Source organism: Planktothrix paucivesiculata PCC 9631, assembly GCF_900009265.2.
GTDB classification, from domain to species: Bacteria; Cyanobacteriota; Cyanobacteriia; order Cyanobacteriales; family Microcoleaceae; genus Planktothrix; species Planktothrix paucivesiculata.
In genome coordinates this window covers 11609-25298 of record NZ_LR735016.1, presented here as the reverse complement: position 1 = coordinate 25298, position 13690 = coordinate 11609, and the positions used below count along the sequence as shown (strand labels likewise).

Annotated in this window: 13 protein-coding genes; 7 read left to right on the top strand and 6 right to left on the bottom strand. The window is 44.0% G+C overall.

The genetic code is table 11. The annotated features are described in order from the left end of the window. The first annotated feature begins 20 nt into the window (after window positions 1-20). Entirely contained in the window at window positions 21-1241 is a 1221-nt protein-coding gene (locus PL9631_RS13140; RefSeq protein WP_083620971.1) for an HhoA/HhoB/HtrA family serine endopeptidase, read from the top strand. Here PL9631_RS13140 and PL9631_RS13135 read toward each other — a convergent pair. Continuing rightward, window positions 1238-1579, bottom strand: coding sequence for a DUF760 domain-containing protein (locus PL9631_RS13135; protein ID WP_083620969.1), 342 nt, complete (start codon window positions 1577-1579; stop codon window positions 1238-1240). The two genes, PL9631_RS13140 and PL9631_RS13135, sit on opposite strands and share 4 nt — an antisense overlap. Window positions 1580-1622: 43 nt before the next feature. Continuing rightward, window positions 1623-2138 (bottom strand): SMC-Scp complex subunit ScpB, encoded by a 516-nt coding sequence (scpB, locus tag PL9631_RS13130; RefSeq protein WP_083620967.1) that lies wholly within the window; start codon window positions 2136-2138, stop codon window positions 1623-1625. Window positions 2139-2550: 412 nt separating this feature from the next. On the opposite strand from scpB, the gene PL9631_RS27030 reads away from it, so the two are divergent. Both PL9631_RS27030 and PL9631_RS13120 read left to right on the top strand, forming a co-directional pair. Then, a complete protein-coding gene (locus PL9631_RS27030; protein ID WP_269321699.1) occupies window positions 2551-2682 on the top strand; it encodes a hypothetical protein in 132 nt (43 codons plus the stop codon). Between the two features lie 170 nt (window positions 2683-2852). Continuing rightward, complete coding sequence (locus tag PL9631_RS13120) at window positions 2853-3698, top strand: M28 family peptidase (RefSeq protein ID WP_083620965.1); 846 nt, start codon at window positions 2853-2855, stop codon at window positions 3696-3698. Window positions 3699-3770: 72 nt separating this feature from the next. Here PL9631_RS13120 and PL9631_RS13115 read toward each other — a convergent pair whose 3' ends face one another. Then, window positions 3771-6911, bottom strand: a complete 3141-nt coding sequence (locus PL9631_RS13115) for an efflux RND transporter permease subunit (RefSeq protein WP_083620963.1) — start codon at window positions 6909-6911, stop codon at window positions 3771-3773. Between the two features lie 6 nt (window positions 6912-6917). Beyond that, the gene (locus tag PL9631_RS13110; protein ID WP_083620962.1) at window positions 6918-7556 is read right to left on the bottom strand and encodes an efflux RND transporter periplasmic adaptor subunit; all 639 of its coding nucleotides are present in this window, start codon (window positions 7554-7556) and stop codon (window positions 6918-6920) included. A gap of 115 nt (window positions 7557-7671) precedes the next feature. Here PL9631_RS13110 and rppA point away from each other — a divergent pair, with 115 nt between their 5' ends. After that, on the top strand, window positions 7672-8364 hold the full coding sequence (rppA, locus tag PL9631_RS13105; RefSeq protein ID WP_083620960.1) for a two-component system response regulator RppA: 693 nt from the start codon (window positions 7672-7674) through the stop codon (window positions 8362-8364). Next, window positions 8357-9742: a two-component system sensor histidine kinase RppB gene (gene rppB / locus PL9631_RS13100; protein WP_083620959.1), complete on the top strand. Its 1386-nt coding sequence runs from the start codon at window positions 8357-8359 to the stop codon at window positions 9740-9742. Before rppA ends, rppB begins: the two co-directional genes overlap by 8 nt. Before the next feature lie 27 nt (window positions 9743-9769). Here the strand turns inward: rppB and PL9631_RS13095 are convergent, their stop codons facing one another. Further along, window positions 9770-10621 carry a M48 family metalloprotease gene (locus PL9631_RS13095; protein WP_083620957.1) on the bottom strand — a complete coding sequence of 284 codons (852 nt, stop codon included), beginning with the start codon at window positions 10619-10621 and terminating at the stop codon, window positions 9770-9772. A 170-nt stretch (window positions 10622-10791) separates the two neighbouring features. Between PL9631_RS13095 and PL9631_RS13090 the strand changes: the two genes are divergently transcribed. Beyond that, entirely contained in the window at window positions 10792-11451 is a 660-nt protein-coding gene (locus PL9631_RS13090; RefSeq protein ID WP_083620955.1) for a DUF1361 domain-containing protein, read from the top strand. A 7-nt stretch (window positions 11452-11458) separates the two neighbouring features. Here the strand turns inward: PL9631_RS13090 and PL9631_RS13085 are convergent, their stop codons facing one another. After that, complete coding sequence (locus tag PL9631_RS13085) at window positions 11459-12124, bottom strand: leucine-rich repeat domain-containing protein (RefSeq protein ID WP_083620953.1); 666 nt, start codon at window positions 12122-12124, stop codon at window positions 11459-11461. 110 nt (window positions 12125-12234) lie between these two features. Between PL9631_RS13085 and PL9631_RS13080 the strand changes: the two genes are divergently transcribed. Beyond that, window positions 12235-13527: a GH25 family lysozyme gene (locus PL9631_RS13080; protein WP_083620952.1), complete on the top strand. Its 1293-nt coding sequence runs from the start codon at window positions 12235-12237 to the stop codon at window positions 13525-13527. Window positions 13528-13690: the final 163 nt, after the last annotated feature.

Here is a 13690-nt window from a genome sequence, read left to right as displayed (position 1 = left end):
TTTCCACCACAGCAACAAAGATGGATTTATCATTCAAACAGTTTACGATATACCTGGCTTTAGTTTCATTAGGTGGCGGTGGTGGATGGCTGGGAAGTCGCTATGTCCAAACCAATAACCCGGCGCAGTTATCGGCAACGGTCGCCATCGTCAAACCTATGCCTGCGGTTTCTCCCCCTATAGTTCCAGAAGATCAGGTGATTGACCGCAGTAGTTCTAATTTTATTACCGCCGCTGCCGAAATTGTTGGCCCGACTGTGGTTAGAATTGATGCGATTCGCAAATCCGCACAGGATGTACCCGATGCTTTTAAAAATCCTTTATTTAAACGCTTTTTTGGTAATCAAATCCCCACGCCTGAAGAACGAGTCCGCCGGGGAACAGGTTCGGGATTTATTCTACATTCCGATGGTCGGGTAATTACTAATGCCCATGTTGTGGATGGGGCGGATACGGTACAAGTCACCCTGAAAGATGGTCAGGTATTTGAGGGTAAAGTTAAAGGAGTTGACCCGATAACCGATGTGGCGGCGGTGAAAATTGACGGAAAAGAGTTACCGACGGCCCCGATTGGTTTCTCCGATAATTTAGTTCCGGGCCAGTGGGCGATCGCTATTGGCAATCCCCTAGGATTAGATAATACGGTAACTATTGGGATTATTAGCGCCACCGATCGTTCCAGTACCCAGGTGGGAATTCCTGATAAACGAGTTCGCTTTATTCAAACCGATGCGGCGATTAATCCTGGGAACTCGGGAGGGCCTTTATTAAATGATCAAGGTCATGTGATTGGGATTAATACCGCAATTCGGGCTAATGCTCAGGGGCTAGGGTTTGCCATTCCCATCGAAACGGCTATCCGCATCGCCAGTCAACTGTTTGCCAAAGGGAAAGCCGATCATCCCTATATGGGTGTACAGATGGTGGAACTCAGCCCGGCGGTGAAAGCAGAAATCAATCAACAACTGGAAGTTAATCTGACCCAAGATACCGGGGTGATCGTGGTGCGGGTGGTAGAGGATTCCCCGGCGGCCCAAGCGGGAATTCTCAAAGGTGATATCCTCACAAATATTGACGGCATAGCCGTGAGTACCCCTTCCCAAGTCCAAGAACAAATTCAGACCAAAGCTGTTGGGGAGGAACTCCCCATAGAAATTAACCGCCAGGGTCAACGACAAACCCTAATGGTTAAAACTGCGGTGTTCCCAGAATCTGCCTTAGCAGGCGAATTCAATAATTAATCCGGTGTTTTGGGATCAATCCCAGCCGTGCGGGACAAGTTTTCTTCTAGGTGCATCCGTTGTTCCATTTGACGTAAAAAGTAACCGGTCATCATGGCCGATGCTAACAAACCCGCCAAGTTTTCGCGGTTGGTTGAAATCTGCACATCAAAGTGATCGGAGGGGAGTACCCCGACTAATCCTTGGACGTTTCTACTAATGATTTCTTTGATTTCCGAACTCGCAGACTGAGCAACTGTTGCCAAAACATCGGGATGTTGACTTTGCAGGTAGGTCAACAAGGGATTTTCGGCGGTCTCTTGAACATCAGATTTAAGGAAGTCAGAGTTAAAAACCATGATCTGCGTCTCTATATCATGCTTATGCTATCTATAGTTTATCTTATTGTAAAGGGGCGTCGAGGGGTAAATCCTCACTAAAATTCAATGAGAGTTGTTGGGGAAGCTGATCGACTTGGAAATATTGATGAAATTTTTTAGTCACTTGTAACCAATGGGAGCGGGCTGCGGCCTGTTTGCGTTTCTGAACAAATCCTAGTTCTACAAGTTCGGTGACCTGTTGATAGGCTCCCGATCCTCTTAATTCTACTAAATCGGTTTGGGTAATCCCACCCTTGAGGGCGATCGCGGCTAAAGTTCTCAAGGCACCCACCCCTAACTCCGGTGCAACTAAGCTTTGCATTAATGACCTATAGGCTTCTCGCAGTTGTAAGCTATATCCAGAATCGGTTTCTACGACTTCTAAGGCTCCATCGCGATGGGCATAGTCGGACATCAGTTGAATCAGTGCTTCTTCCACTTCTGTGCGATCGCATCCGGCTAATTCTGCTAGTCCGGTAATGGAAAGGGGTTGACCTTTTAAATACAAAATTGCTTCAATTTTCGCCAATAAACTCATTTTTAACAACAGATGAAAGATCACGGTTTAGAGTTCGTAACTGTTGACTGTACACATTTGTCCGTCAAGCGTCAACTTTTAGCTGGGGATTGGTGTTAAAATCTACAGTTAACAAAATTTTTGTATATTTTTTCAGGAAATATTATTTGATTTTCTCTCTACCTCCAAAAATATTTTTGTCAACTAGCTGGAGAAATACTTTCCCTAGAGTCCCTAGCTTCATTAAACTTAACAAAAATACAGGTGAACTGTAAGTTAGATAACAAAGTCAAAACAATTAATCCTACATAATTGAGTTTGTATAGTTATTTATTTGGGATGACTCAACATGAACAGGGAAAATTCAGTTCCCTCGAATTGTCGTAATTGCCTTCACTACAAACCCGAAGGAAGACGGGGGGGAATCTGTCAGATGTTTCAGGCTCCTGTCCAAAGTCATTGGAAATCCTGTTCCCTAGCCACCTTACCCTTTATTTACTTATTGGATCGAGTAGATGCGGAATTTTATGGAATTCCCGAGGAAACAGAGCAGAAAGTTTCGTGAACACAACCATAACATACTTGACTATCAATCACGAATAAAATTACAGAAAAATCCATGAATAAAAACAAAAGTTGTTGTTGCTTAAAATTATTAAATTTTGACAAAATTTCTTAAACCTTTTTAAAACTTATGTTTAAATAGAATCTAAGAAATTTTTTTAAGATCACTCAATGACCATAAATTTAAAACCTGAATTAACCGAGTATTTACAACAAATTATTAGAGAACGTGACCCTTATTTGGCTTCTGAGGGTCATTTTTATGTCCGTGAATATATTCGTCAGCAACTCCAACAATGGGGGACTGTGATCACCGATGAGTTTGAGCAAAGAGGAAAAAAACATCAAAATTTAGTCCTAAATTTACCCGGTTTATCAAAATCAAAAACTTCTATTATTTTAATTGGTGCCCATTATGATACCGTACCAGGGTGTCCTGGGGCCGATGATAATGGTACAGGAATTGCGGTTTTATTGCAATTAGCCACATCGATCGCCCAATCTCCCCTTCAATATCCAGTTCAATGTGTAGCTTTTGATTTAGAAGAATATGGTTTTCTAGGGAGTCAAAATTATGCTCAAATCCTGAAAAAACAAAATCAGTCTATTCGTTTGATGCTCTCCCTAGAAATGTTAGGCTATTGTAATCCTAATCCTAATTCTCAACGCTATCCCCCCGGATTAAAATATTTTTATCCTAATTCGGGGGATTATATCGCTTTAATTGGGAACCTAAAAACCATTCCTGATTTAATTAGAATCACTCGCGCAATTCGCCAAACAAAAACCCCTTGTCAATGGCTACCTGTTCCCAACCGGGGCTTGATGGTTCCCGATACCCGCCGTAGTGATCAGGTTCCCTTTTGGGATTTAGGAGATGCAGCAATTATGGTGACAGATACGGCAAATTTAAGGAATCCTCACTATCATCAACCTACAGATACTTTAGAAACCCTAGATTTAGATTTTCTTGCCGGAGTTTGTCAAGGATTATTAGCAGGTTTACGAAGGTTGTAGTCTTCTTGTATTTACACAGCATTGCCGTCATTGAATCAGTGATTAAACTAATTTTTTGGGGCTTATCGATAGTTAGGGCTCCGTATTCATTAGAAAACTTGTCTCAACGGAGGCAACATTTTCTTGAGGCATCAAGTGTTTACCAAACTGAGCATAGAGGGCAGGAATCACTAACAAAGTCAACGCTGTAGAGGTAAATAAACCCCCTAACACCACAATTGCTAAGGGTTGCAGAATTTCATTTCCGGCTCCACCAGCGAGTGCTAAAGGTAACATCCCTAATGCGGAGGTGAGAGCAGTCATCAAAATAGCATTAATTCGTTCTAGGGAACCCTTAACAATCACATCTTTCAGGTGCATTCCCTGGGCGAACTTGTTATTGTAGTTATCCACCAATAACAACCCATTACGGACGGCAACACCAAATAGAGTAATAAAGCCAATAAGAGAAGCAATTGAAATCACACCGCCGGTCAGAGCAATGGAGATAATACCCCCCACTAACGCCAATGGTAGATTAATCATAATGGCGATCGTCGCGGGAAGGGATTTAACAGAAAAGAACATCAATACGGTAATGATAATCGCAGCCAAAATACTATAAATCAGTAAGTTATTAGTGGCATTTTGCTCCGATTCAAACTGTCCGCCATATTCGAGAAAATAGCCCTTGGGTAACTGTACTTTTTGCCGAATTTGAGCTTGAATATCCCCGACTACACTACCGAGATCCCGTTCTGCAACGTTGGCTGAAACTACGATTAATCGGGAAACATTCTCCCGATTGACCACATTGGCTCCCATACCGTAGTCTACGTTGGCAACCGTACCGAGGGGGATAATCTGACCTGTGGGGGTAGAAAGGGGAATGGCCCGAATAGCATCTAAATTATTACGAGCCGATTCTGGTAGTGAGACCATAATATTAATAAGTTGCTGGTTTTCGGGAACCTGGGACACAACCCGACCATTGAGTGCCGTTTCCACAATCTCCGATAACTGCTCCATCCTCAATCCATAGGTCGCAGCCGCAGGCCGATTATATTGAATTTGTACCTGGCGAATCGGTAGTTGAGGTTCAAGCTGTAGGTCTACAACCCCAGCAATGGGTTTGATGACATCCCGCACCTGCTCGCCAATTCTTCGCAGTTCGGTCAAATCAGGCCCAAAGATTTTCACAGCGATCGCACTTCTCACCCCAGAGAGCACCTCATCCATCCGGTGGGAAATAAATCCACCAATATTTGGGGCCACACCCGGCAACTGGAGGAACGCCTCCCGCAGTTGTTTCACACTGGTTTCCCTGTCTTTGAGCGCCAGGTCGCTCAGTTCCACATCGACATGAGCCATATTAACTCCCGCCCCATCTGCGTCTCCTGGGGCACGTCCGGCTCGTACCTGTACCCATTCATACAGGGGATTATCCTTGAGTAAATTGGATAACACCATACCCGCTCGATTGGTCATATCCAGCGAAACACCCGGGTACAACACCATGGAATTGACCATTGATTTTTCCTGAAATTCCGGCAGAAACACCCGTCCCAGGGAAGGAACGATCGCAAAAGCAGCAACTAAGGCAGCCAATGCCAATCCCAGAATGATTTGGGGCGATCGCAGGGATAGATTCAGCAATGGACGATACAGCCGTTCGGCAAATCGAGAAATAAACGTGCCTTCCTGGGGTAAAGTTTGGTCTGCCAACAGAATGGCACACAGAGCCGGGGAAAGGGTCATGGCGACCAGGGTTGAGGCTGCGATCGACAGCAAATAAGCAAACCCCATCGGTGCAAAAATCCGTCCTTCCACCCCCGTCAAACTAAAAATCGGGGCAAACACCACCACGATGATCACGGTAGAGAAAATCACCGCTAAACGTACCTCAACAGAGGTGTCATATACTACTTGAAAAGGGGGCTTGGGATTGCCCTGGGCTTGATTGGTTCGGAGTCCGCGATAGCAGTTTTCCATGTCCACAATCGAGTCATCTACAACCGATCCAATAGCAACGACTAACCCACCTAGAGTCATGGTATTAATGCCCAAGCCAAAGGCTTTCATAAACATCAACCCAATCAATAAAGATAACGGAATCGCACTGAGGGTGATGGCTGCGGTGCGCCAATTCATCAGAAACAGCAACATAATCACCGAAACGATGACGATCCCTTCAATCAGGGAAGTGCTGACATTACCAATAGCAGAATCAATGAAGTTAGATTGGCGAAACGTCTGTGCTACCTGAACATCAGCCGGAAAAGTTAGCTGTAATGATTGCATGACCGCTTCAACTGCTTTGGTAACAGTGGGTGTATCAATCTGGGGTTGTTTGTTAATCATCAGCACCACCGCAGGTTGCCCATTAAAACTGGCATCACCGCGCTTGAGGGCTGTACCCGTTTTCACCTCAGCTACATCTCTGAGCAAAATTGGCGTGCCATTCTGCACCTTCACCACCGATTGTTGCAAATCTTCAATCGATTGCACCTGTCCCATGCCTTGTACCAGTAGCTCTTGACCACCCCCAATCAGGAAGCCACCCGGAGCATTAGAATTGGAACCTCGGGCTGCATCGGTAACATCTGTCAGGGAAACATTAAGCGATCGCAGTTTTTCGGGATTAACTAACACCTGCTCCTGCCGTTCATCTCCCCCATAAATAGTGACTTGAGAAACTCCCAGCACTGAAAGAATCTGATTGCTGAGGGTAACTTCTACTAAACGGCGCAGATCCATGGGAGAGGTCTGCCCCTGCCCGTTGAGGGTGAAAGCATACTGCAAAATTGTACCCAACGGAGATACCAGAGGGGAAATTTCCGGTGGATGAGTGCCCTCTGGAAGCTGATTCGTGACCTGTTGCAGTCGTTCCGTGACCGATTGTCTGGCTCTGTAAATGTCAGCATCCTGGTCAAAGACCACATGAACCATCGACAGCCCCACCTTGGAAGACGATCGTACCGTTGTCACGCCCGGTAAGCCATTCACCGCACTTTCAATCGGCACGGTAATTTGCGATTCTACTGCCTCTGGAGCCAAGCCAGGTGCTTCGGTATGAATATCAACTTGGGGAGGTGCGAATTCAGGAAACACATCTAAGGGCATTTGGGTAATGCTGATCACTCCCCACACCGTGACTAAAATAGCAGCAATAACAATAAACCACCGTTGAGTGATCGAGTTTTTGAGAGTCTGATTCAGAATTGAGTTAAACATCCTAAATTAGAGGCCCCCTTTCTTGCGTTTGCCCGCAATGGTCATTCCCCCCACCAGCAGAACTGCTACCCCACCAACGGCCGCTAACATTCCCATGGGGAATCCCTCTGATGGTGGAGTCGTTTCGCTAGACTGTGAGATAACCTGACCCGTGGCATTGGCTGGAACATCGACGGGAGCGGTTGGTGGAGAAGATATGGGGGCTGGACTAGGGGCTGCGGCATCGGCCGTTTGAGTTTTGCGGGATTCGGCGTAGAGTGACAAACTTCCCTGGGTCACAAGCTGTTCCCCCACGGACAATCCTTCCGTTACTTCGATCAGTTCCCCCTTGCTGGCTCCTGTTGTTACAGGAACGGGTTCATAAAAATTTTGGTACTGTACAAAAACCAACGGTTTTCCGTCTGCATCCACTAACGCGGTGGCGGGTATCATGACGGCGGAACTCCCCTCCGTAGCCGAGGTGATTGGTGTGACCACAATGCCTAACATGGGGTCGGTTTGGGCATTGACTTGTACGCGCTGAATTCCTCCTTCTGCCTGAAACTCATCCCCGTGTCCAACATGGGAAAACACAGGTTTGGGTATAGACACCAGAAGAATAGTAATCAGTAGGGACTTGAGTAAGGGTTTATGCTGGTAACTCATGGTTGACTCGTTTGACAACAAAAATCCCTATTAGTCTGCCAAAGAGTAGGTGAAATTCAGGTGAAATGGCAGATGTTTTTGTAAGATCAAGCTCGGGGTTGACTTCGGTGGAGCTATGCGAATTCTGCTGGTGGAAGATGAAGTGGATTTGGGGCAGGCGATTAAACAAGTCCTGGTTAGCGAAAAATATGTGGTGGATTGGGTGTTGGATGGAGCTCAAGCCTGGAACTATCTGGAAAGTCAGTGGACAGACTACACGGTGGCGATCTTTGATTGGCTGATTCCCAAACTATCGGGACTAGAACTCTGTCAGCGGCTCAGATTGCACCAGAATCCTTTACCTGTGCTGATGCTTACCGCCTTGGGTCAGCCGGAACACCGTGTGGCTGGGTTAGATGCGGGGGCTGATGATTACTTGGTTAAACCCTTTGTGATGGAAGAACTATTAGCACGGTTGCGGGCACTTCAGAGGCGATCGCCCCAACTCCAGCCCCAAACCCTGACCATTGGCCTATTCACCTTGGATTATGCCAACAATGCACTCCGTATTGGGCTAGAGCAACCCTGTCAAATGATTCCTTTAACCGTTAAGGAATTTCAAATTCTGGCTTATCTGATGCACAATCCTAACCGTATCCTGGCTGGAAGCAAAATTCGGCATCAACTTTGGGATCTCCAGGAAGAACCGATTAGTAATGTCGTAGCGGCACAAATGCGACTGTTACGACGCAAGTTAGCCAGCTATGGCTGTGCCTGCCCCATTGAAACTATTCCTGGTCAGGGTTATCGCTTCAATTCATATGAATAGTCACCATCTGTTTCGTCTTAGCCGTATTCGTTTAGCCCTGTGGTATGCGCTGGTGATGGGGGTGATTTTAAGTCTGTCGGGGTTGGGGATGTATCGAGCTTTGGTTCAGGCAAACTGGGCATCCTTGGAACGGGAAATTGAGTCGATCGCGGGCACCCTACATGATAGTTTGGAACCGATGCTCCCTCCTTCGGAAGATCCGACCTTCGTTTTGCGACAAATCTTTCCTGACTTGTGTTTAGTCGGACAATTTTGTCACCCCGATCCGACTCTGATTCAACGACATACGATGGGCATTAGCGATCGCAATATTTACTATATTCGTCTATTTAACCGCGCGGGCAAACTCCTGGCTTTTTCTCCTAATCAACCGTTACCCCTGCCTCCAACCCTGAATCCGACTCCTTGGCAAACGTTTCAAAGTGTTAACGGGATTCGTTATCATCAATTCACTACCATTCTGCACAGCGCCAATGCTAATCATACTGGGGATGAAAGTCGCTCCCATCCCTCCTGGGGATATATGCAAATTGGGCGCACTTTGGAATCCTTCGATTCTGAGGTCAGACGAATACAATGGATTCTGGCCATTGGGTTTCCTCTGGCTTTGGGCTCGGTGGCTATTTCGGGTTGGTGGCTTTCTGGATTAGCGATGCAGCCGATTTACCAGTCCTATCAACAACAGCAACAGTTTACGGCTAATGCTGCCCATGAACTGCGATCGCCCCTTGCGAGTCTTTTGGCAACGGTGGAAGCACTTCTACGAGTTCCGCCCTCCGATGGGCAAAATGTTGATTCAATGTTGAATACTATCGAGCGACAAGGACGACGCTTGAGCCATTTAATTACTGATTTATTATTACTGAGTAGTCTTGAACAAAATACGGTTTCAGAACTGTTTAAACCCTGCTGTCTAAATGATCTAATTAATGATTTATCAGAAGAATTTTTGGAACTGGCAATCGCATCAAATATTCAACTCTTTAGCCATATTCCTGTTCCTCTGATTTATGTTTTAGGACATGAACAGCAACTCTATCGATTAGTTTCTAACTTGATTAGTAATGCCATTCATTATACATCGTCTGGAGGATCGGTCAGTATCAGTTTAGAGCAACGCGATCGCACCGCAATTATCATGATCAAAGATACGGGAATTGGGATTTCACCGGATGAGCAGTTGCGTATTTTTGATCGTTTTTACCGGGTTGATAATGCTCGCTCTCGTCAAACCGGGGGAACTGGGCTGGGTTTAGCCATTGTTCGGGCGATTTCTCTTAACCATCAAGCCCATATCAAAGTCGAGAGCCAGCTAGGATCGGGTAGTATTTTCACAATAGAAATGGGAGTTTGTTCCTCTATATCAATCAAACTCTAATCTGGCCGTATTCTGTATAAATCTGAATCAAGACATTTGTTGATCCAACTTAAGTAAGGCTTGAATTCGAGCTTCCGTTGGCGGATGAGTTGAAAATAAACTAGCCATGGTTTGTCCTGAGAAACTATTCATAATTAATAGGGCTTCAAAGGCGGGATTTCCTTCAATGGGAATTTGTCTAGCCGTAGCATCTAACCGTTGTAAGGCTCTGGCTAATGCTTTCGGATTTCCAGTTAATTTAGCCGCCCGCGCATCGGCGGAAAATTCCCGAGTTCGAGAAATCGCTAATTGAATGACCGTGGCAGCCATGGGAGCTAGAATTATTGTTAATAATAATCCGATGGGATTTCCTCCCCCATTCCGATTGCGTGAACCTCCAAACCACATCGAATAACTGGCAAATTGAGCGAGTCCAGAAATGGCTCCCGCGATGGTTGCAGCTACTGCTTGGGTGAGGGTATCTCGATTTTGAACATGGCTTAATTCATGGGCAATTACGGCCTCTAATTCGTCTTCGGGTAAGAGTTTTATAATTCCTTCGGTGACAGCAACGGCTGCGTTTTTGGGATTTCGACCCGTGGCGAAAGCATTAGCCGCTTGAGTCGGGACAATATAAACCCCGGGTACGGGTAAATTAGCGCGATCGCATAATCGTTGTACCATGGCATATAAACCAGGAGCCTGTTCAGGAGTCACGGGTTGGGCATTATAGGCTTTTAAGGCAATGCGATCGGAAAAATACCAGCTTCCTAAATTAGTGACCGCCGCTAGGACAATACCCACCAATAGACCGCTAGTTCCCCCAATTACCCAATAGCTAATCATCACTAAAAGGGCACTTAATAATCCGAGTAAAGCAACTGTTTTAAATTGATTCATGGAAATTTCTATAGGTTAAGAATGATACAACCGTTGGTTTTGAGTTTTATTGTAATCCCAAATTTGCGAATCTGAGGGAAAATACAACTCAAAATATAGGGGTTACGGAATTCTTCCGGGGGGAGTTGTTATACTAAACGGGAATAATTTCACAATTAACCTAAAAACCTATGCGAGAAATGTTAGCGGATGCACTGGAGATCTTTGACCGACACAGTGGTTGGATTATTTGGAATCTGTTTCTGGCATTTATTCCCTGGGCTTTGAGTTTTTGGTTATTTCGCCGAAAAATAATGTCTCGAAATTGGGGTTGGTGGATTATTTATATTGTTTTTATTGCCTTCTTACCGAATGCGCCCTATCTGCTCACGGATATTATTCATTTAATTCGGATCATTCGGGCAAATTATTCAGTTTGGATCATTACTCTAGTTTTTATTCCGCTCCATGTTTTTGCGATTATGGCTGGTTTACAAGCCTATGTTTTATCGTTAATTAATCAAGGTCACTATCTGAAAAGGCAAGGAGTGAAACAATATATTTTTGCCTCGGAAATTATGACTCATCTTTTATGTGCTATTGGAGTTTATTTAGGAAGATTTAGACGATTTAATAGTTGGGATTTAGTCACTCAACCCGATGTTGTTTTTCTGAAGACTTTAGATGATTTAACCAAGACAAAACCTTTAATTGTCGTAATTATCACTTTCGTTGTGATTACAATATCCTATACATTAATGAAGCAAGTTACCCTGGGATTAATCCTTCAGTTAAGACGAATTTATTCAGGATTAGATGAATTAGACCCAGATGAATTTCCCCAAAGATAAATCGAGATTAAGTATCAAAGCGACAAATATATTTGGGGCTAACGGGGCATTCTGTTGATCTCAAGGGATTACTTTGAACAAATAGGAAACGAAGTTTGGTTAAAGGTTTTAATGCGGTTAGATCAACGATTTGATTATAATTGAGATTCACTTCATTTAAAACCTTTAAACTCTGAAGTGCGGAAACATCAGAAATTTGATTATAGCTGAGATTAATTCGGACTAATTTAGTCAAGGATTGCAACGGACTTAAATCGGTGATTTTGTTATAACTTAAATCCAAATCTTCTAAATTAGTTAAACTTTGTAATGGAGTTAGATCGGAAATCTGATTATTTCTTAGTTTTAATCCTGTAATATGGGTTAGTCCTTGTAAGGGACTTAAATCAGAAAGCAGAAAGGTGCTTAAATCTAAAACTTGTAGTTCAGTTAACATTTGATTAGCGCGATCGCAATTGGAAGTTCCCACTCGTTGTAATATAACATCGAGGGTTCTTTTGGCTTCCGGGGACAATTGCTGACGATTCAAACACCAATCTGGAAAGCTTTTAAAAGTCGAGGAATTAGGTTCCGATTGAGCTAAACTACCCTGGGGTAAACTCAGAGCTATTAACATTAATAAAAAACCCCCTACTTTCTGTTTAATTGTCCTTTTTGCTAAGGCTTTGTTCATAGTAATCAATCCTGGGTGAATAGTTGTGATAGAATAATGCAAGTTACTTTTGAATTTCAGTCTTGACGGCGCGATTGTTCTGTTTTCATTGTTCCTAAACTTATAAACTAATGAGTATTCGGGGTATTGACGTTTCAGATTACCAGCCTAAAGTAGATTGGCAAGCCGTTGCCCGTTCTGGTATTTCCTTTGCCATCATTAAATCAACAGAAGGAGAAAGCTTTGTTTGTCAAGTTTTTGCCCGATATTGGGAACAAGCAAAAGCCAATGGTTTAATTCGAGGGGCGTATCATTTTTTTCGACCCGATAGTGATCCGATTAAACAAGCCTATCATTTTCTGAAAACGGTTAAACTTCAAGATGGAGATCTGCCTCCGGTCTTGGATATTGAAACGATGGGAACCGTAGATACTAAAACCCTTTGCGATCGAGCGGCACAATGGATCGATATAATGGAGAAAGAAACGGGTTTTCGCCCCATTATCTACACCTATCCCGGATTTTGGCAAAAACTCAATACCACTCGTTTTTCCGATTATCCTCTATGGATTGCCCATTATACCACGGCGGAACAACCGATTATTCCCGGTGGCTGGAAAACCTGGGTATTTTGGCAATTTACCGATCAAGGCCAAGTGGATGGAATTAGTGGCGGTGTAGATGTTAATTTATTTGAAAGTATTCGTAGAGGGGATAAGGGCGGCAAAGTTGAAAAGATTCAAACCCTGCTCAAAAATCAAGGTCATGACCCAGGAATTATTGATGGCAGTTTTGGGAATGGTACGGAAACCGCTTTAATTAAATTTCAACAAAAAAAACAGTTACAAGCGGATGGAGTCGCCGGGTTAAAAACCTGGACAGCGTTGATGGGCCCTTCCGATTCTTTTGTCTTACCCGTCAGCAATGTTGAACCCACTCCCGAACCCACTCCCGAACCTACTCCTACACCTACCCCTGCACCTACCCCCGTACCCATTCGGAGTATTGCACTGATTGATATTTGTAAAGTTTATAAAGGAACTTCCAATCAGGATCAAGTCTTAACTTGGTTTGGTCAACAAATTCCCCCTGCTATTCTATTAGAATTTTCTAAACTCTGGCGCAATCAAACCGTGGTGCAAACCGTTCCGGTGAGGTTAATTGATGTGTGTAAATATTATCGAAGTTTACCCAATCAAGATCTAGCCTTATTGTGGTTACAAGAGAAAATTTCCCCGACTCTCTTGGGTGAATTGGCTCAAAAATGGAATGAACAAACCTTACCACCACCCAGTATTAAATTAGAGGATGTCTGTAAATACTATAAAGGTTTACCCGGCCAGGTCAAGGCATTAGAATGGTTACAAAGTCAAATTCCTGCGGCTACCTTAGATGAATTTGTCAGACAGTGGAGAAAACCTTAAATCAGTCATCAGTTATCAGTTATCAGTTATCAGTTAGGAGTTGTCAGTTAGGAGTTGTTAGTCAATAAATTAACTCTTACACTGTTTACTAATAAGTACCTAAACAAAATTAATTACAAATCCTCTACCCTGTTCCCTGTTCCCTGTTCCCTGTTCCCTGTTC

Bases quoted from the DNA above. Each gene is read 5' to 3' on its own strand.
- PL9631_RS13135 (WP_083620969.1), bottom strand. From the start codon at position 1,579: ATGGTTTTTAACTCTGACTTCCTTAAATCTGATGTTCAAGAGACCGCC.
- rppA (WP_083620960.1), top strand. From the start codon at position 7,672: ATGCGAATTCTGCTGGTGGAAGATGAAGTGGATTTGGGGCAGGCGATT.
- PL9631_RS13085 (WP_083620953.1), bottom strand. From the start codon at position 12,124: ATGAACAAAGCCTTAGCAAAAAGGACAATTAAACAGAAAGTAGGGGGT.
- PL9631_RS13120 (WP_083620965.1), top strand. From the start codon at position 2,853: ATGACCATAAATTTAAAACCTGAATTAACCGAGTATTTACAACAAATT.
- PL9631_RS13115 (WP_083620963.1), bottom strand. From the start codon at position 6,911: ATGTTTAACTCAATTCTGAATCAGACTCTCAAAAACTCGATCACTCAA.
- PL9631_RS13095 (WP_083620957.1), bottom strand. From the start codon at position 10,621: ATGAATCAATTTAAAACAGTTGCTTTACTCGGATTATTAAGTGCCCTT.
- PL9631_RS13090 (WP_083620955.1), top strand. From the start codon at position 10,792: ATGCGAGAAATGTTAGCGGATGCACTGGAGATCTTTGACCGACACAGT.
- scpB (WP_083620967.1), bottom strand. From the start codon at position 2,138: ATGAGTTTATTGGCGAAAATTGAAGCAATTTTGTATTTAAAAGGTCAA.
- PL9631_RS13110 (WP_083620962.1), bottom strand. From the start codon at position 7,556: ATGAGTTACCAGCATAAACCCTTACTCAAGTCCCTACTGATTACTATT.
- rppB (WP_083620959.1), top strand. From the start codon at position 8,357: ATGAATAGTCACCATCTGTTTCGTCTTAGCCGTATTCGTTTAGCCCTG.
- PL9631_RS27030 (WP_269321699.1), top strand. From the start codon at position 2,551: ATGTTTCAGGCTCCTGTCCAAAGTCATTGGAAATCCTGTTCCCTAGCC.
- PL9631_RS13140 (WP_083620971.1), top strand. From the start codon at position 21: ATGGATTTATCATTCAAACAGTTTACGATATACCTGGCTTTAGTTTCA.
- PL9631_RS13080 (WP_083620952.1), top strand. From the start codon at position 12,235: ATGAGTATTCGGGGTATTGACGTTTCAGATTACCAGCCTAAAGTAGAT.